This is a genomic window from Microvirgula aerodenitrificans DSM 15089, assembly GCF_000620105.1.
In the GTDB taxonomy this organism is placed as follows: domain Bacteria; phylum Pseudomonadota; class Gammaproteobacteria; order Burkholderiales; family Aquaspirillaceae; genus Microvirgula; species Microvirgula aerodenitrificans.
Window position 1 is genome coordinate 190,473 of the sequence record NZ_JHVK01000002.1, and the last position, 17,330, is coordinate 207,802.

The following is a 17,330-nucleotide window of genomic DNA, read 5'->3' on the forward strand; positions in this document are numbered from 1 at the left end:
AGGTGCCTATGGTGCCTTGCCCCCGCTGGGCGTGTCGAAGAACAGCGTGTAGTAGAAATCCAGCGCATTGTCGTCACCGGCCCGCGCCACGGCGGACCAGCGGCGCGACAACTGGTAGGTCAGTTTCACCGTCTGGGTCGCATCGGCCAGCCCCTGCTCGTAGCTCAGGTACAGCTTGTCGGACAGGCGCTTGCCGAGTGTCACCACCTGGGTCGTCACCGAGTCCGATTCGCCGCCGCGGTACGAGAAGCCGCCGGTGCTGCCGGTGGTCGACGACGTGGTCCGGCTTGAGACCGAAATCTCGTCCAGGCCGACCGCGTTGGCAATCTGCTGCTGCACCGGCACCGCATCGGCATCGGACAGCAGCACGCTGGCGGCGGTGAACAGCACATCGGCATCCTCACTGCCGCCGCTCAGCGTCGGCTTGCCAAGTACCAGCCACGCCAGTTTCTCGGTATCGGACACGTTCGGGCTGGAGACCAGCCGCACCAGCGGCCGGTTGACCGTGCCGGACACCTGCACCCCGGCTTCGACCGCCAGCCCCTTGCGCACGGCAAGAATATCCAGGCCCGGATTGTCGATCGGCCCCTGGAAGGTCACGACGCCATGGTCGATGCTCAGGTTCTGGCCATAGGCGCGATAGGCGCCCTCGGTCACCCGCACGGCGCCGGTCGCCGCCAGCGGCTCGGTCGGCGTTGCCCGCACCCGGATCGCTCCACCCAGCGAGGCATTCAGCCCGCGCCCGGACAGTTTGAGCCGGCTGCCGAGGTCGATCATCACGTCCAGGAAGTACGGATAGGTCTTGCGCTTGCGGGCTTCGGCCTCGGTGCGCCCGACCACGATCACGTCATCACCGAGTTTCGGCTTGTCGCCCTTCGGAATGTCAATCCGCCCCTTGTCGACATTCAGCTTGCCGTCGATCACCACCCCGCGCGGTTCCAGCCGGGCCTGCAGCCCGCCGGACACGGTCAGGTTGCGTTCCGGTCGCGCCAGCGCGTCAAAGTGCTCGAACTGCAGCGCCAGCAGCCCTTCGGACAGTTCCCGCTCGCTGAAACCCAGCCAGCCGGAACCAGTCATCTTGCCGCGGCCACCGGTGAACTCCAGCCCGGACAGCAGCAGGCGACGATCGGCCAGCGTGACATGGAACTGGCCATCGCGCGCCGCCACGCCCAGCTCGGCATCGCGGTAACTGAGACCGGCGCCATCAAAGCTGCCGCTCAGCCGTCGCGCCTTGCCGCTGCCGCTCGCGCGCAGATCCAGCGCCAGCCGGCCATCGACGGTGGACGTCGGGCCGGCGAACACGCTGGCCCATTTCAGGGACGGCATATTGGCGCTCAGGTGGTAATCGGGCATGCCCATCTCGGCCCAGCGCCAGACGCCGTCACGGCGCGGCACCCGGCTTGTGGCTTCCAGATCGGCCTGACCGAACTGGGTCGACCGCAGCGAGGCCCGGGCCTGGATCCGGTCGCCAGCCAGCTCGCCATCCAGACGCGCGGCGCTGAGTGCCAGCGCGATCGGTCGCGCCAGATCACGATCTGTCACGGTCAGGTCGCCCGCGCTGCGTTCGATGCGGAAGCGTCCCTGCAGTCGCTCGGCAATGCGGATATCCCAGTCGGCGCCCAGCACCAGATCGGTCCGTACCGGCGGCGGTGACGGCAACTTGCCCAGCCACTGGCCGACGTCGACCCGTGTCGCCGAGCCCCGGCTGACAATAACGCCACCGGGCGCCCAGCGCGTTTCGGCCAGGTCCAGCCGTGCATCGAGCACGCCGATCTGCAGACGCCCGATATGCCCCTGGTCGGCGGCCAGGTCCAGCTCGGCCGGCGCGGCCAGTGCCAGACGCCAGCTGCCCCGGTTTTCCAGTTGTTCGACCCGGCCACGCCAGCGCAGCGCCTTGTCGTCCAGTCCGCCGCGCAGGGCCAGCATGGCATCCAGTTGCTGATCGGCAATCCGGCCGCGCACGGCGGCGCGCAGCCGGTGCACCAGCCGGCTGCCGTCCAGGTCGATCGTGGCACTGTCGATGCGCTGGCCAGCCGCCTCGATACCGGCGGCATTCAGCTTGAGCAGCAACGGCGCCGTGGCCGCCCGCGCCACTTTGGCGCTCAGGTCCAGATGGCGCACGCCGATGCCGAACGGGGTGGCGACGCCGTCGGCTTTCAGCGTGGCATCGACTTGCGGCGCATCCAGTGTGCCAACCAGCCGGCCCTGCCCCTGCGCCTTGCCGGCAAAGCCCTTGCCGAACGAGGCCAGACGTGGCGCGTCGAGGCGGAAGTCCAGCACGTCACCCCGGCGACCGAAGGCCCCCTTGGCCGCCAGCCGGTTGCCGGCAGCCAGCAGGCCGATATCGACATCGGACAGGCGGGCATCCTGCCAGGTCAGCTTGCCCTTGCCGGTCAGCGACTCGCCAGCCAGCCGGCTGTCGAGCAGGTCGAGGGCAAGCTTCAGTGTCAGCGGCGTGATGGCGCCATCGACATTCAATCGGGCGTTCAGGTCGGTTTGCGGGACTGCAGGCGAGTAACGTGACAGGTCCAGATGCGCCATGGCCGCCCTGGCAGTGAAGCGCTGATCGTCAACCAGCGACAGCTGCCCGCTGGCATCGAGCCGGCTGTTGCCTTCATGGAAGGCAATTTTCGGAATCCGCAGCTGACGCGCGGCACCGATGCCGCTCAGCGCCACCTCCATGTCCAGCCGGCGCAGCCCGTCTCGCAGCGCTGCGCGCATGGCCGGTTCGGACAGGGTGCCGCGCAGTGACAGGGTGCCGTCGATCGCGCTGCGATAACTGTCGACCACTTCGGCGGCATCAATGCCGGCCAGCGAGACATCGAGCGCCAGCTTCTGCTCGCGAATGCCACCGCCAAGCGTGATCCGGCCCCCGGCAGCATCGACATGGCTCGGCTGCAGCTGCAGCGACTGTGCATCAATGGTGAATGCCAGCCCCGCCGAACTCAGCGGCAGCCGTTGCGCAGAAAACGAACCCGGCTGCGCATTGGTCAGCGTCATGCGGCCTGCCGCGCGCAACTTGCCCGGTTGCGGCGCGATATCGGCCGCCAGCGTCAGCAGACTGTGCGGTGCGCTGGCCAGGAATTCGGCCAGGTCGAGATGATCGACCCCCAGCTGGACCTGGCGCACGCGCTGGTACGGCAGGGTGGCGAACGGGGCCAGGGTGGCCACCAGCGAACCACTGGCACTGCCGGCGGCAAACGCGCCGCCGACATGCAGCTCGGTCAGCGAGCCGGTCAGTGCCAGCCGCGTGTCGATCGGTTTTTCCACCGGCGCCGGCACCTGGCCCAGGGCAAACAGGCTGGCCGTCAGCGCAAACGGCTTGCGACCATCCAGCGTGGCTTCACCATGCGCCTGCGCCCATGGCGTGCTCAGCGTATCAATCACCAGCCGGTGACGCCGGCCATCACTGTCCAGCCGCAGTGACAGCTGGCTCATGACCGGGGCAGCGGTCGACGACAGCGCCAGCGACTTCAGGGTGAACGATTGCAGGCTGACGCCCAGCGGCAGGGTCAGCGACGCCGGCGGCGGGCTCGGCGGTTCGTCCGGGCTGGGCCGCAGGTCCAGCTTCAGCGCTCCCAGCGCCAGCGTGTCGATCCGCAACTCGCGCTGCCACAGCGCGCGAGGCTGCCAGTCCAGCGTCAACCGGCTCAGGTCGACGTCGGTGTAGCGGGTGTGGACCCGGATATCGGTCAGGGTAAAGCGCGACAGCAAGTCGCCCTGTGCACCGCCGATCGACAGCGTGTCGCCGGACAGGCGGCTGGCCCAGCCGGCCAGACGCTGCAGGCCGGCACTGTCGCGGGCACTGAACGCCAGTCCGGCCACCAGCAACGGCGGCAGCACCAGCAATACGGCAATGGCACCCAGCAGCCACGGCCAGAGACGGCGGCGCCGGGCAGGCGCGGCTGCCGGGGATTCGGTCGGGGGCGGCGGCGGAAGGGTCGGCATCAGAAGCTCATGTCCAGCGAGAAGTGGAGCCGGATCCTGGCGTCACGCTGGCCATAGGCCAGGTCGAGAGCCAGCGGTCCGACCGGGCTGCTCCAGCGCGCGCCAACGCCATAGCCGACGGCAACGTCGAAATTCTGCCAGTTTTCGGCCGCGTTGCCGGCATCGGCAAAGACGGCGGCGGCCCAGTCCTTGATCACCGGATACTGGTACTCGGCACTGACCACGCCCAGCACCCGTCCGCCCACGATGGCATTGCCTTCCTTGACGCCGAGATCCTGATAACCGTAGCCGCGTACCGAGCCGGAGCCACCGGTACGGAACAGCACGTCGTTGGGCACGTCGTTGCCGTCCCGGGCAAAGACCTGACCGACTTCGCCACGCAGGATCATGCGCCCCATCTTCTTGCCCAGCGGCAGGTACCACGCGCCCTTGCCGTAGCTGCGGATGAACGAGGTATCGGTCAGTACCCCCTCAACCGCCCCGGCCAGCTCGACCCGCCATGCATAACCCCGGCGCGGATTCAGCGGATTGTCGAGGTCGCGCCTTGTCCAGGCCCAGCCCAGCATCAGCGCTTCGCGGTAATTGCTGCCTGGTTCGCTGTCGATCGAGGCCCGTTCGCCGACGTAGGTCAGGGAAATGCTGCGATCGATATCCCTGCTGGTACGCGAACGGCTGACGCCATAGCGATACAGATCGGTGGTCAGATTGTTCGCGTCTTCATGTTCATAGCGGGCAAAGCCGCCCCAGGTGTACAGCTTCTCGTCCAGCGGCAACGCCAGTTGCACGCCAGCCGACTGCTTGTCACGTTCCAGCCGCGCGCCGGCATCGAAGATCCAGCCGCGATCGAGCACATTCACGTGCCGATAATTCATTTCGCCGCGCTCGCCGGAGTCGGTACTGTAGCCAAGACCAAAGCTGACTTTCTGCTGCGGTCCCTCGACCACATCGACATTGACCGGCGCCGCATCGGCGGTGGCCGGGTCCAGATCGGCACGAACGAAGACACTGGCGAAATACGGGGTGTTCTGCAGCCGGGTCTGGAAATCGAGCAGGGTCTGCTGCCGGTACGGGTCCCCTTCGGAGAAGCCGGCCAGTCGTTCGACGATCTGGCGCGGGTAGCTGTTGAGTCCGGTGACCGACAGCGCGCCAAGCGCATAGCGCGGCCCGCTGTCGTAATGTGCGGACAGTTGCGCCTTGTCGGTACCCGGGTCGACCACCGCCCGGCTTTCCGCCAGCTTTGCCGTCGGATAGCGGTCTGCCAGCAGGGTCAGCAACGCGGCCTTTTTCGAACCGTCCCAGCCGGGCTGGCTGAAAGTTTCGCCTTCCTTCAGTGTCCATGCCCGCAGGGCGCGGCGCTCGCGGCGCTCGATATCGTCGTCATTGCGGATCGGGCCGTCGAGACGCAGGTCGACCTTGTCGATGACGACCGGCTCGCCCGGCTCGACCGTCAGGGTGATCTCGGCCGGCGTACTGCCGCTGGCCGGGGTGAAGGCCGTCTCGATCCGGGGGTTGAAATAGCCACGAGTCGACAGCAGGTCCTTCGCATCAGCCGGCATTGCCTGGTACAGCCGTTCGAGCTGTTCGGGCGTCATATCGTCGTATTCACGCCATTTCATGACGTCGAGATGCTCGGCCAGCAGATCGCGGACATCACCCGGGGCCGTGACGGCGACCTCGTACACCGGCGCGGCGACTGCCGGCACGGCCAGGACGAGCGAAACGACAAAAAGGGGAATCGGCGATCGTGCCATGCGCAGGAAAGGGAAGTGGCAGGATAGCTAAAAATACAGGCCGATGGCCAAGCGGTCAAAGACACGGCGCAATCCCGGGCCAGATAGCGTACGCAATTCCGGCTTGACAGCGGGTTGCGCCTTCGACCACACTGGGTGTCATGAACTCCGTGACTTTCCAGACCTATTCCTTTTATTGGTACCGCACCTCCCCGGGGCGGCTACCGCGTTAAGTCACGAGCAACAGATTTAACCGACATGAATGCCGCCGCGGTCAGGCGGCGTTCGTGTTTTCAGGCAGTGGCGAATACTCCAGACCGCGCGGTTCACAAAAACCGAAGTGGAGCACGCCATGACCGACCCCATCCTCACCCGGCTGATGACGCCGGCAACACCGCAGGCCCTGTCCCGATTACGTGCCAATCCGGCCCGCACCGTCCTGATCGACGATGCCGCGTTTCTTGACCAGGCCCCTGACCGCGTCAGCGAGTGCCGCGCCCGTCTGCTCGGCACCGTCACCCACCTGATTACCCTTGGTCTGCACCAGCCGGATCACCATGCACTGGCCGCAACCAGCCGCCTGCCCGAGCTGTACACGCTGACCCATACCCTGCGCGCCCGCCTGCCCGGCCTGGCACCGGCCACCGCCCGCCTGGCCGCAGCCTCGCTGGTCGCCGGCGGCCTGCCGGCCGACGAATGCGAACGCCTCGATGTCATTGACGTCCTGAGCGCAGCCGGTATCGACCTGCCGGAAGGCGAAGCCTTCCACCTGCTGTCGCTTGACGCCCTGCCCCCCGCCGCCCTGGCCTTCGATGCCGCCGACGCCCTGTCGCTGCTCGAAGCCGGCCGCACCCGCCTGACCCGCTGATTTTCCGGCCGCCGCCCCGGTCATGGCGGGGCGGCGGCTGTTTCCGTCTTCACACCACTCGTATCAAGGATCACCTGATGACCCGCTCGCAATGGGGTTCCCGCCTGGGCTTCATTCTCGCCGCTGCCGGTTCCGCCGTCGGACTTGGCGCTATCTGGAAATTTCCGTTCGTCGCCGCGCAAAATGGGGGTGGCGCCTTCCTGCTTATCTTCCTTGCCATTACCTTTACCCTTGGTCTTGCGCTGATGCTGGCAGAAATGTCCATTGGACGCGCCACCCAGCAAAGCATCGTTGGCGCCTTGCGGACACTGAAAGGCGGCGGCTGGCCGGTGCTCGGCTATCTCGGCGTGCTCGGCGGTTTCATCGTTTTCAGTTTCTACAGTGTGATCGGCGGCTGGACCATCGCCTACTTCGTCCGCGCCCTGCAGGGTGACATCATCACCCGCGACACGGTGCAGCTCGGCCACATGCTCGACAGCTTCATTGCCGATCCGGTCTGGCCGATCGCCGCGCTGAGCGCCTTTATCGGTCTGACGCTGGCGGTCGTGCTCGCCGGCGTGCAAAAGGGCATCGAGCAGATGAGCAAGCTGCTGATGCCCTTGCTGTTCCTGCTGATGCTGGCGCTGATCGTCCGCGGGCTGACCCTGCCCGGTGCGATGGCCGGCCTGCTGTACTTTGTGCGTCCGGACTTCAGCAAGGTCACGGCCGACATGCTGATCAGCGCGCTGGGCCTGTCGTTCTTCTCGCTGTCGCTGGGCAATGGCACGCTGCTGGCCTACGGCTCCTATCTGCCGAAGGAGGTGCGCCTGGCAAATTCGGCCGCCTGGGTGGTGGGCCTGGCCACGCTGGCATCGCTGCTGGCCGGGCTGATGGTGTTGCCGGCCGTGTTCGCCGTCGGGCTCGACCCGCAGGCCGGCCCCGGGCTGACTTTCATGACCATGCCGGCGGTGTTCGCCACCCTGCCCGGTGGGCAGGGCTTCGCCATCGCTTTCTTCGCGCTGCTGATCGTCGCCGCGCTGACGTCATCGGTATCGATGCTGGAACTGGTGTCCTGCTTCCTGATCGATGAGTTCCATCTCAGCCGCCGCAGCGCGTCATTGCTGGTGTCCGCACTGGTGTTCTGCTTTGCCGTGCCGGCTTCGCTGTCATTCGGCATGCTGAACGGCGTGCGGCTGGGCGACAAGACAATCTTCGACTGCATGGACTTCCTCGCCTCGAACATCCTGATGCCGGCCGTCGGTGCCGGGGTCGCACTGTTCACCGCCTGGATTTCCTGGCCACGACTGGCGAACGAGCTGGCCGGCCCCGGCCAGCGCCCCCTGTGGCTGCACGGCATGTGGCTGCTGTGCGGCCTGGTCGCCCCGGTCGCCATCGGCATTATCTGGATCAACGGTCTTTGAGGAAGCCAGGGAGGGCCGCCCCTCCCTGACCCGCGTCAACATGCACAGCCGGATTTGTTTCAAAACAATGACAAAGTGATAAAATGATTGATTCACTTTACCCCATCCGTATGGCGCTTGATGCCTGGCCGTCTGCTTCCCCTGTTCTTGCTCGCGTTCTGCAGCCTGCTCCCCTGTCTGTTCATGCTCGGTCATACCGGCAACAGTGTGGTCCTGAAAATTTACGTGACCAGCATCACCATGCTGCTGCTGTGCGCCCTGCTGTGGCGGCATAGGCTGACCCAGCCCCTGTCGTTGCTGCTGTGTGCGCTGCTTGCCGCCAATTTCGGTCTTTCGCTGTTCAGCTACAGTCTCTACCAGGCGCCGTTTAATGATGGTTTCGCCCTGAGCATCCTTGAAACTCACCCTGACGAATCCTTCGAGATGCTGGCGATGTACTGGCCTTACCTCGCCGTCACCACCGTATCCGCCATCGGCCTGATGCTTCTGACCCGGAAACTGTCCCGCCGTCTGCCGACACGTGTGCTGCAGGCCGGCTCACTGCTGCTCGCCGCTTTCATGTCGGTCACCTACGCCAAGGCGGCGTACCACGATGACTCGTCCCAGCCCCGGCGCTGGGTACCCAGTGCTTACCTGATGGAAAAAAGTGCACAGTTCAATGCCAGCTACTTCATCGCGGCATTGAATGACAGCCAGTTGATCGGGGAAATCAGCCAGCGCAAGGTCCGGCACCACATCGAGCAGCGGCCTACCGGCATCGATACCTATGTAGTCGTGATCGGTGAATCGGCCCGGCGTCAGAGCATGAACCTGTACGGCTATCCCCAGCCCGACACGCCGCAGGCCAATGCCCAGCGGCAAAACATGCTGCTGTTCAACGATGCCATCGCTGCCGCGCCGCTCACGGTACTTGCCGTGCCACTGTCGCTCAGCATCGCATCGCCGGCCCGCTTCGAACTGCATGACTACGCCGACAACATCATCGGCCTGGCGGGTGAGGCCGGCTACCGGACCTACTGGCTCAGCGCGCAGGACGCCTACGACAGCTATGCCAATGCCGTCACGGCCATTGCCCTGAATGCCCGGGAAAAAGCCTGGGTCTCCGGCGACCATGACTTTTCCCTGCTCCCCCATCTGGACAAGGCACTGCAGCAGCCGGGCCGAAAGGTCATCTTCCTGCATCTGATGGGCAGCCACAGTTCGGCCTGCAAGCGGTTTCCGTCCGGGGCTGCCACACTGCACGAGCAAGGCGCCTACGACAGCTGCTACGTGAATTCGATCCGCTATACCGATTCCCTGCTCGGGCAGGTCTTCGCACGGCTGAAAGGCCAGCGGGCCTCCGTGCTGTACTACTCGGACCATGGTCAGGAAAGAACCCCGGACAATGGCGGCACCTATTATCACGGCGGCGAGTATCCCAGCCAGGAGGCCTATCGCGTCCCGCAGTTCATCTGGTACAGCGACGCCGTTCCGCGTGACCGGACCAGGACCGGACAGGTCAATGCGCCGTATTCGACCGCGGACAATTACTACCTGATGATGAACTGGCTCGGCATCCGGACCGGCGTCAGGGATTGTGCGTCACCGCTGTCGGACTGCTACGCGCCACCATCGTCCATCACCGTATTGAATGCGGCCAGACGCAAGCTGGACTATCACCGGCTGCCGGACAATGTCCGCCTCGCCCGGGCCGCACGCTAAGCCTGCATGCTGACCCAACACGACAAAGGGACCCGCGGGTCCCTTTGTCGTTGCTGGCTGCGTGCCCCTTACACCTGGAAGCGCGACACCGTTTCCCGCAGGCGCGAGGTCAGCTGATGCAGTTCGACGGTAGAGGTCGCCGTCTCCTTGGCCACCAGTGCATTGCTGGCTGCGCCTTGCGCGATCCGCTCCACATGCTGGGCGATATCGTTGCTGGCCTGGCTCTGCTCCTGCAGCGAGTGCGAGATATCGTTGACCACGCCGACCACCGAGGCGGAACTGGCACGGATGCGCCCGATCGCCTCGCCGCCCTGCCCGGCCAGTTGCACCCCGGTCTGCGCCCGCTTCACCGCATCGGCAATATTGTTGCGTGACGCATCCGACGTGGTCTGGATCGCACCGATCATGTTGCCGATTTCCTGGGTCGCCTGGGTCGTGCGCTCGGCCAGCTTGCGCACTTCGTCGGCCACCACCGCAAAGCCGCGACCGCTTTCACCTGCCCGTGCCGCTTCGATGGCGGCATTCAGCGCCAGCAAATTGGTCTGGTCGGCCACATCGCGGATCACGCTCATGATGCTCTTGATCGATTCGGTCTTCTCGGCCAGTTCGCGGATCGAATCCGATGCGACTTCCACTTCCTGGCTGATGCGGGTGATCTCGTCCACCGTGCCGTTGATGACCGTCGCGCCCTGCTCGGAAATTTCGCCCGAGGCCGCCGACTGCTCCCGCGCCAGCTGCGCGTTGTCGGCAATATGGGTGATGCTGGTGGTCAGCTGCTCGATGGCGGCAGCCATCGCTGCCGCGGCCTGGCTCTGGTTTTCCGAGTTCTCTGCATTGACGTCGGCATGCTTCTCGATTTCACCGGCCATCTGTCCGAGACTGTCGGCACTGTTGATGACGTCGGAGATCAGTGTGCGCAGCTTCTTCTGCATCCCGGCAATCGACGCCAGCAGGCTGGTGGTGTCATTGGCGGCCAGTTTCACCGGGTAACCGAGGTGGCCGTCGGAAATGGCGTGGACGATTTCGGCGGCATAGGCCGGCTCGCCACCCAGGCTGCGGATCACCCGCCGCGAGATCATCAGGCCGGCGGCCAGCAGCGCGCCGGTCAGCAGGGCGATAATCGGCAACAGCTCCAGGGCGCTCTTCCAGAATGCCGCGTCCACGTCGTCGACATAGACGCCGGTACCGACCACCCACTTCCATTCCGGCGTGGTCACCACAAACGAGACTTTCGGCACCGGCTTGTCGGCGCCCGGCTTGCCCCAGACATACTCCATGCGGCCATGATTCTGTGACAGCGCATTGCGGAACATGTCGCCCATCGGCTGGCCGTCCGGCGTCTTGACCTTCTCGATGCTGGTGCCGAGCAGTTCCGGACGCGGCCCGATCGCCGCATAGTTGAAGTCCTTGTCGAGCATGAAGATATAGCCGGTCTGCCCGTCATAGCGCTGTGCCGACACGGCAGCCTTGGCCTGGCGCTGGGCCTCGGCCAGCGGCAACCGGCCGCTTCTGGCCTCGTTCTCGTAATACCCGACCAGCGTGACCGCGGCCTCGACCAGGTTGCGGGTCTTGGCAACCCGGTCCTCGAGCATGGTGTCACGCTGCCCCTTGAGCGCAATCACGCTCAATATCACCATGCCGGCGCAGGCCAGTCCGACCAGCGCGCCCAGCTTGGCGCGCATGGATAATTCTCGTTTCGCCGACATAATTTTTCCCCTTGATTCTTTGTCGTGTTCTGCATGGAGCGGTTCGCCCACAACGAACCGGACCTTGATCCGGCGCATTGCACGGCAGGCAAAAATGGTTGCCAGCCTGAGATACATCGGACCCGGCTCGGGTTTATTTAATCTGGATGCCGATTATTCACTAAAAATTAAAGGCTGGCGCGACATGTTCTGTCGCGCCAGCCTCATGATGCGGGCCTGTCGACCAACGGCAGGCCGGCCAGCCTCAAGTCAGGGGGAAAACCGCTTACTTCATCGTCGGCATGGAAAACTCGGCCGTCAGCCGTGCAGGCCAGCGCGAGGTCACCGTCTTCATCCGCGTATAGAACCGTACGCCTTCGTGGCCATGCACGTGATGATCGCCAAACAGCGATGCCTTCCAGCCGCCGAAGCTCATGAATGCCATCGGCACCGGAATCGGCACATTGACCCCGACCATGCCGACCTGGATGCGACGGGTGAATTCGCGCGCCGCGCCGCCGTCGCGGGTAAAGATGGCAGTGCCGTTGCCGAATGGGTGGCCGTTGATCAGTCCGATGGCCTCGTCCAGCGACGCGACCCGCACCACGGCCAGCACCGGGCCGAAGATTTCTTCCTGATAAATGCTCATGCCCGGTGTGACATGGTCGAACAGGGTGCCGCCGACAAAGAAGCCATTCTCGTGACCGGCCACCACATGGCCACGGCCATCAACCACCAGCGTCGCCCCCTCGGCCACGCCGGCCGCGATATGGCTTTCCACCCTGGCCTTGTGCTCGCGGGTGACCAGCGGTCCCATGTCGGCGTCGGCCTGGCTGCCCGGGCCGATCTTCAGCGAACGGGTCCGCCCGGCCAGCTCGGCAACCAGTGCATCGGCCGCATCACCGACCGCCACCGCAACCGAAATCGCCATGCAGCGCTCGCCGGCCGAACCGTAGGCCGCCCCCATCAGCGCGTCGGCGGTCTGGGCAATATCGGCGTCCGGCATCACCACCAGATGGTTCTTCGCCCCGCCGAGCGCCTGCACCCGCTTGCCGGCGGCAGTGCCGCGGCTGTGGATGTAACGGGCGATCGGTGTCGAGCCGACAAAGCTCACGGCCGCCACGTCGGGATGGTCAAGCAGCGCGTCGACGGCGGTCTTGTCGCCATGCACGACGTTGAACACGCCATCGGGCAGACCGGCCTCGTGCAGATAGTCGGCCAGTTTCAGTGCGGCTGACGGATCACGCTCCGATGGCTTGAGCACGAAGGTATTCCCGCAGGCCAGTGCGACCGGAATCATCCACAGCGGCACCATGGCCGGGAAGTTGAACGGCGTGATGCCCGCCACCACCCCCAGCGGCTGGCGCAGATTGTAACTGTCGACCCCGGTGCCGACCTGATCGCAGTATTCACCCTTCAGCAGTTGCGGGATGCCGCAGGCGAATTCGACCACCTCCAGCCCGCGCGTGACCTCGCCCAGCGCATCCGGCACGGTCTTGCCATGCTCGGTCGAGATCAGGGCAGCCAGGGCCGGGGCTTCGCGTTCCAGGATCTCCTTGAACCTGAACATCACCCGCGCCCGCTTCAGCGGCGGCGTTTCCGCCCACGCCGGCCACGCCGCCTGCGCGGCGGCCACCGCCGCGTCGACATCGCCCGCATCGGCCAGGCACAGCCTGGCGGTCACTTCACCCCAGGCCGGGTTGTACACGTCGCCGCGCCGCACGCCGCGGCCGGTCGTCCGCTGGCCGGCAATGTAATGGGGGATTTCCTGCATGGTTTTCTCCACGATTCCAGTGTTCTCAGTTGATTTCACGCAGCACGTCACCAATGGTGGCGAACAGCCGTCCGATCTCGGCGCTGTCGATGATCAGCGGCGGCGAGCAGGCGATGACGTCGCCGGTAAAGCGCACCATCACGCCCTTTTCCCAGCATTTGAGGAACACATCATAGCCGCGCGCGCCCGGCTCGCCGGGTCGCGACTCCAGTTCGATGCCGGCCACCAGGCCGAGGTTGCGGATGTCCTTGACGAACGGCGCGCCGCGCAGGCTGTGCGCCGCTTCCTCGAACGCCGGCGCCATGCCGGCGCTGCGCTCGAACAGTTGCTCGTCCCGGTACAGTTTCAGTGTGGCGATCGCCGCCGCGCAGGCCAGCGGGTGGCCGGAGTAGGTGTAACCGTGCGGGAATTCGATGGCGCGCTCGCCGACGGCCGCGGCCATGAACGCATCGTGAATGGCCGGTTTGACCAGTACGGCACCCATCGGCACCGCGCCATTGGTCAGCCCCTTGGCGCAGGTCAGAATGTCCGGCACCACATCGAAGCGCTGCGACGCCCACGGCGCGCCCAGGCGGCCGAAGCCGGTAATGACTTCATCGAAAATCAGCAGGATGCCGTATTTGTCACAGATCTCGCGCAACCGCTTCAGATAGCCTTTCGGCGGCAGAATCACGCCGGTCGAGCCCTGCATCGGCTCGACGATCACCGCGGCAATGGTCGACGGATCATGCAGGGTGACGATGCGCGACTCCAGTTCGTCGGCCAGCTCGATGCCGAAGGCCGGCTCGCCACGGCTGAACGCGTTGCGATCGATATCGAGCGGATGGCGCAGATGGTCCACCGCAGCCAGACCGACCGGGAAGTGCTTGCGGTTGCCGGCGATGCCACCGACCGCCACACCGCCGTAGTTGACGCCGTGATAGCCGCGCTCGCGGCCGATCAGCTTGACCCGCGCCGCATCGCCGCGTACCCGGTGATAGGCCTGGGCGATCTTCAGCGCCGTATCGGCGGCTTCCGAGCCGGAGTTGACGAAGAACACCTTGTCCAGCCCCGCCGGTGCCATGCCGGCCAGCGCGGTCGCAGCCTCGAACATCTGCGGATGGCCCATTTGGAATGGTGGCGCGTAATCGAGCACGGCAGCCGCACGCTGGATCGCCTCGACGATCGGGCGCCGGTTGTGGCCGGCATTCACGCACCACAGGCCGGAGGTGCCATCCAGCACCTTGCGGCCGCTGTCATCGGTGTAATACATGCCGTCGGCCGCACACAGCAGGCGCGGACTGGCCTTGTAGTGGCGGTTGGAAGTGAACGGCATCCAGAGCGCGTCGAGGTCGGCGGGTTTCATGTTTCTCTCTCTCATGTCGGTTTGCGCTGCGATGGCGCGGGCATTGCCCGCTCAGCGGCTGCCGGGGCAATGCCTGCAATCTAGGTTGCATGCCGGGACAAAAACAGAGACAGTTCGCACAAATTGCAACGGTACTGTACTGGCCAATCCACCATGACACTCGAACACTACGTGCTGCCGGAGATGGCGCATGCCACGCTGGTCGAACGCGTCATCGCCCTGTTCGACCAGGCGATCAAGACCCGGCGGCTGTCACCTGGCCACCGGGTGCCGTCGATCCGCAAGCTGGCGGGCGAACTGGCCATCAGCCCGTTCACCGTGACCGACGCCTATCAGCGGCTGGTCGCGCGCGGCCTGCTCGAATCACGGCGCGGTTCCGGCTACTTTGTCGCCGGCGGCCGCCCGGTCAGCACGCCGGCCGACCCGCCGCCGGTGCGCGAGCTGGCCATCGATGCCTACTGGCTGTCGCGCAATGTGTACGAGTCCGGCGACATGCTGCTGCCGGTCGGTGGCGGCTGGCTGCCATCGTCATGGTTCGAGGCAGTGCCGCTGGCCCGCGCCCTGCGGGCACTGGCGCGCGACGGCATGCCAACCACACGCTATGGCCAGCCGCAGGGCTGGCTGCCGCTGCGCGAGCATATCGCCGACCGGCTGGGTGATGCGGAGATCACCGCCAGCCCGCGCGATATCGTACTGACCCACGGCGCCAGCCAGGCGATCGACCTCGCCGCCGCCGTGCTGGCGCGGCCCGGCGATACCGTGCTGGTCGACGACCCCGGCTACTGCAACCTGATTTCCTGCCTGCAACTGCGCGGACTGAACGTGATCGGCGCGCCGTGGACGCCACAGGGACCGGATCTGGCCGAACTGGCCCGCCTTGCCGCCCTGCATCGTCCGCGTGCGTTCTTCACCAATCCGTGGCTGCAGAATCCGACCGGCTGCTCATACACGCCGGCCACGGCATTCGGCGTGCTGCGACTGGCTGGCGAATTCGACTTCACCGTGGTCGAGGACAATGTGTCGGCCGATTTCGTTTCCGGCCGGCAGACAGCGCTGGCGGCCCAGGGCGGGCTCGGGCGGGTGATGTATATCGGCAGTTTCTCGAAGACGCTGTCCCCGGCGCTGCGGGTCGGCTTCGTGGCCACCGACCGCGCCCGGGCCGACGAGCTGGCGCACGTGAAGATGATCACCGGCCTGACCTCCAGCGAATACGGTGAGCGCATGGTGCTGAGTCTGCTGGAGGATGGCAGCGCCCGCCGTCAGATCGAGCGCCTGCGCGCCAGGCTGGCCGAGGCGCAGCCGCGCGCACGCGCCAGGCTGGAAGCCGCCGGCTATGAGTGCTTCGGCAGTGAATCGGGCGGCATGTTCATCTGGGCACGCCGGCCGGGCCACGATCCGGTCGCCCGGGCCGAGCACGCCGGTCGGGCCGGGGTGCTGCTGGCACCGGGACGGCTGTTCCGCCCCGGCCAGACCGGCAGCGAATGGCTGCGTTTCAACGCGGCGTACTGCCTTGATGCACGGCTGGATGGCGTGTTGTGAGCGGCGTCAGCATCCGTCGCAGCTAGTTGGCAAGAAAACGATTGATCTCGGCCAGATCCTGCGTCTCCAGCTGGCCGACCGACTGCGCCAGTTGCAGTCGCGACAGCAGATACGCGTACTTTGCCTGCGCCAGGTCGCGCCGGGCCTGGAACACGCTCTGCTCGGCATTCAGCACGTCGAGGCTGGTCCTCACGCCGACATCGCGACCAAGGCGGGTCGAGGCCAGCTGGGTTTCCACCGACTTGACCACGTTCTGCCGCGCCACCACCTGCGAGGCGCCGGCGGTCACGCCCAGATAGGCAGTCCGGACCTGCTGCTCGGCGGTGCGGCGGCTGGTCTCCAGATCCTCGCGTGCGGCGTCGCGCAGCGCGGCTTTCTCCCGCACCTGCGACTGCACGCCACCACCGGCAAACAGCGGGATGGTCAGGGTCAGACCGACGCTGTTGCCCTCGGTCTTGTTGCCGCCGAACAGCGGCGACAGGTTGCTGTCGTTTTTCTGCCACCCGGCATTGAGGTTCAGGGTCGGCAAGTGACCGGCCCGGCTGACGTCGATGCTCTTGTCGGCGATCAGCACCTGCTTGCGCCGCACCGCCACGTCGAGGTTGCCGCCATCGACGCGACTGATCCACGCCTCGACATTGGCCGGCGACGGCGTTTCCAGCGGCAGCTTCGGCGCCAGCGGTTTCAGCGAGTCACCGGGCAGATTGGTCAGCAGCAGGAAGGCGTTGCGCTTGATGGCGAGGTCGTTCACCGCCTGGATTTCCACCGCCACCGCATTGTCGAAGTTGGCCTGCGCTTCATTGGTGTCGACGATGGTCGCGCTGCCGACTTCAAAACGCTTTTTCGCCTCGGCCAGTGACTGGGCAAAGGCGTCCTTCGCGCCTCGGGTATAGGTCAGCGTGTCTTCCGCCAGCAGTACGTCGAAATAGGCGCGGGCAACGCGGACGATCAGGTCCTGGTCGGCGGCTTTCAGCTGGTCGTCAGCGATCAGCGCCTGCTGTTCACCGATCGAGTAGCCGGCGAACCTGGCCCAGTCGAATACCGTCTGCGTCAGCTGGATGCCGCCGACACGGGTGGTGTAATCGGGCAGACCGTTCGGGGTCTTCGGGTAGTTGCGGGTCGCGCTGTAGCTGCCATTGATCTGTGGCAGCAGCGGCGCCCGGCCCTGCACGCGCGCCTCGACGCCCGCTTCACGCCGGGCACGGGACGAGGCAATGCCGGAATCGTAGTCACGCGCGGCCCGCCAGGCATCCATCAGGTCGGCGGCACCGGCGCCGGTCGTCGTCACGGCGATCATCAGCGCCAGCCAGCGCGGGGAAAAACTCGTTTTCACTCCAGTA

At 65.8% G+C, this 17,330-nt stretch carries 10 protein-coding genes; 4 read left to right on the forward strand and 6 right to left on the reverse strand.

Going from position 1 to position 17,330, the window contains the following annotated elements; genetic code table 11:
• Window positions 1-6: 6 nt before the first annotated feature.
• Together Q352_RS0102735 and Q352_RS19550 are read right to left on the reverse strand one after the other, a co-directional pair.
• Complete coding sequence (locus tag Q352_RS0102735; protein ID WP_028498020.1) at window positions 7-3,948, reverse strand: translocation/assembly module TamB domain-containing protein; 3,942 nt, start codon at window positions 3,946-3,948, stop codon at window positions 7-9.
• Entirely contained in the window at window positions 3,948-5,699 is a 1,752-nt protein-coding gene (locus tag Q352_RS19550; RefSeq protein WP_051528633.1) for an autotransporter assembly complex protein TamA, read from the reverse strand. The genes Q352_RS0102735 and Q352_RS19550 overlap by 1 nt, the downstream gene beginning before the upstream one ends.
• Window positions 5,700-6,030: 331 nt before the next feature.
• Here Q352_RS19550 and Q352_RS0102745 point away from each other — a divergent pair, with 331 nt between their 5' ends.
• The 3 genes from Q352_RS0102745 (at window position 6,031) to Q352_RS19555 (ending at window position 9,647) form a co-directional block, all read left to right on the forward strand.
• The gene (locus tag Q352_RS0102745; RefSeq protein ID WP_028498021.1) at window positions 6,031-6,546 is read left to right on the forward strand and encodes a hypothetical protein; all 516 of its coding nucleotides are present in this window, start codon (window positions 6,031-6,033) and stop codon (window positions 6,544-6,546) included.
• 77 nt (window positions 6,547-6,623) lie between these two features.
• A complete protein-coding gene (locus Q352_RS0102750; protein WP_036385079.1) occupies window positions 6,624-7,946 on the forward strand; it encodes a sodium-dependent transporter in 1,323 nt (440 codons plus the stop codon).
• A gap of 120 nt (window positions 7,947-8,066) precedes the next feature.
• Entirely contained in the window at window positions 8,067-9,647 is a 1,581-nt protein-coding gene (locus tag Q352_RS19555) for a phosphoethanolamine transferase (RefSeq protein ID WP_051528634.1), read from the forward strand.
• Between the two features lie 68 nt (window positions 9,648-9,715).
• Here the strand turns inward: Q352_RS19555 and Q352_RS0102760 are convergent, their stop codons facing one another.
• The 3 genes from Q352_RS0102760 to aptA all read right to left on the reverse strand — a co-directional run bounded on the left by Q352_RS0102760 (window position 9,716) and on the right by aptA (window position 14,451).
• On the reverse strand, window positions 9,716-11,329 hold the full coding sequence (locus Q352_RS0102760; protein WP_233495155.1) for a methyl-accepting chemotaxis protein: 1,614 nt from the start codon (window positions 11,327-11,329) through the stop codon (window positions 9,716-9,718).
• Window positions 11,330-11,618: 289 nt separating this feature from the next.
• Entirely contained in the window at window positions 11,619-13,106 is a 1,488-nt protein-coding gene (locus Q352_RS0102765) for a CoA-acylating methylmalonate-semialdehyde dehydrogenase (RefSeq protein WP_028498024.1), read from the reverse strand.
• A 25-nt stretch (window positions 13,107-13,131) separates the two neighbouring features.
• Window positions 13,132-14,451, reverse strand: a complete 1,320-nt coding sequence (aptA, locus tag Q352_RS0102770) for an omega-aminotransferase AptA (RefSeq protein WP_028498025.1) — start codon at window positions 14,449-14,451, stop codon at window positions 13,132-13,134.
• A gap of 153 nt (window positions 14,452-14,604) precedes the next feature.
• On the opposite strand from aptA, the gene Q352_RS0102775 reads away from it, so the two are divergent.
• Entirely contained in the window at window positions 14,605-15,990 is a 1,386-nt protein-coding gene (locus Q352_RS0102775) for an aminotransferase-like domain-containing protein (protein ID WP_051528635.1), read from the forward strand.
• A 22-nt stretch (window positions 15,991-16,012) separates the two neighbouring features.
• Here the strand turns inward: Q352_RS0102775 and Q352_RS0102780 are convergent, their stop codons facing one another.
• Window positions 16,013-17,323: a TolC family outer membrane protein gene (locus tag Q352_RS0102780; protein ID WP_028498027.1), complete on the reverse strand. Its 1,311-nt coding sequence runs from the start codon at window positions 17,321-17,323 to the stop codon at window positions 16,013-16,015.
• Between the last annotated feature and the right edge of the window lie 7 nt (window positions 17,324-17,330).

Bases quoted from the DNA above. Each gene is read 5' to 3' on its own strand.
- Q352_RS0102735 (WP_028498020.1), bottom strand. From the start codon at position 3,948: ATGCCGACCCTTCCGCCGCCGCCCCCGACCGAATCCCCGGCAGCCGCG.
- Q352_RS0102745 (WP_028498021.1), top strand. From the start codon at position 6,031: ATGACCGACCCCATCCTCACCCGGCTGATGACGCCGGCAACACCGCAG.
- Q352_RS19550 (WP_051528633.1), bottom strand. From the start codon at position 5,699: ATGGCACGATCGCCGATTCCCCTTTTTGTCGTTTCGCTCGTCCTGGCC.
- Q352_RS0102775 (WP_051528635.1), top strand. From the start codon at position 14,605: ATGACACTCGAACACTACGTGCTGCCGGAGATGGCGCATGCCACGCTG.
- Q352_RS19555 (WP_051528634.1), top strand. From the start codon at position 8,067: ATGCCTGGCCGTCTGCTTCCCCTGTTCTTGCTCGCGTTCTGCAGCCTG.
- Q352_RS0102765 (WP_028498024.1), bottom strand. From the start codon at position 13,106: ATGCAGGAAATCCCCCATTACATTGCCGGCCAGCGGACGACCGGCCGC.
- Q352_RS0102760 (WP_233495155.1), bottom strand. From the start codon at position 11,329: ATGCGCGCCAAGCTGGGCGCGCTGGTCGGACTGGCCTGCGCCGGCATG.
- aptA (WP_028498025.1), bottom strand. From the start codon at position 14,451: ATGAAACCCGCCGACCTCGACGCGCTCTGGATGCCGTTCACTTCCAAC.
- Q352_RS0102750 (WP_036385079.1), top strand. From the start codon at position 6,624: ATGACCCGCTCGCAATGGGGTTCCCGCCTGGGCTTCATTCTCGCCGCT.